Here is a 1,173-nt window from a genome sequence, read left to right as displayed (position 1 = left end):
CGGAGTGCTGGACCGATGCTAATCTCTCAAGCAATTCTTAGGTCATCGGCACGGGCGCAGTTTGATACAGCACGCCAGTTTTCAATTTCTCGCGGGAGGGGATGCAGCATGGCAAGATAGTTTCCCTCCAATGTTGTATGAGCCAAGGAGGCACGTCATGACGACGATCGACTACCGCGACTACGAGAAAATGAGTCCGTTCGAGATCAAGGACGGCTTGATCAAGCTCGCCAAACGCAGTTCTCAGAAGGCGGCTCAGTTGCTGCTCAATGCTGGCCGCGGCAATCCGAACTGGATCGCAACCAAGCCACGCGAAGGCTTCTTCCTGTTCGGACAGTTCGCATTGTCCGAAAGCCGGCGCACGATGGACAATCCCACGGCCGGTGTCGCAGGCATGCCGCAGCAGAAGGACATTGCCGAGCGTTTGAAGGCCTGGCTCGACAAACACGCCGACATGGAGGGCGCGGACTTCCTTACGAATATGGTCGAGCATGCCGTCAAGGCTTTCGGTTTTGATGCCGACGCCTTTGTTTTCGAGCTAACGGATTCGATCATTGGCGACAACTATCCCGTTCCCGACCGGATGCTGGTTCACGCCGAACAGGTGGCGCACCGCTATCTGATGTGGGCCATGGGCGGTGATAAGCTGCCGCCGGGCAAGTTCGACCTTTATGCAGTGGAAGGCGGCACGGCCGCCATGTGTTACATCTTCAAGTCACTGATCGCCAACCGTATCCTCAAAAAAGGCGACACCATCGCCCTCGGAACGCCCATTTTCACGCCCTATATCGAGATCGCAGAACTTGAGGACTATGACTTCAAGGCGGTGCACATAAAGGCCAAGCAGGAGCAGCGGTTCCAATACTCCGATGAGGAAATCAAGAAGCTCGAGGACCCGAAGATCAAGGCCTTCTTCGTCGTTAATCCCGGCAATCCGACATCGATGGCCATCGATGCGCCAACGATTAAGAAAATCGTCGATCTCGTGAAAAAGAAGCGGCCTGACCTCTTGCTTCTGACTGACGATGTTTATGGCACGTTCGTGCCGGGCTTCCGCTCCCTGATGGCGGAACTGCCGCACAATACCATTGGCGTCTATTCCTATTCGAAATATTTCGGTTGCACGGGGTGGCGACTTGGCCTCATCGCCATTCACGAGAAGAACGTGCTCGA

General features: G+C 55.2%; 1 protein-coding gene. It reads left to right on the top strand.

From position 1 onward, the window contains the following. Nucleotides 1-157: 157 nt before the first annotated feature. On the top strand, nucleotides 158-1,173 hold a 1,016-nt coding region (locus AAAB35_RS00475; RefSeq protein WP_340666292.1), incomplete at its 3' end, for a bifunctional aspartate transaminase/aspartate 4-decarboxylase.

This window comes from Phyllobacterium sp. (genome assembly GCF_037994425.1).
Taxonomy (GTDB): Bacteria; Pseudomonadota; Alphaproteobacteria; order Rhizobiales; family Rhizobiaceae; genus Phyllobacterium.
This window is presented reverse-complemented; position numbering and strand designations above follow the sequence as displayed.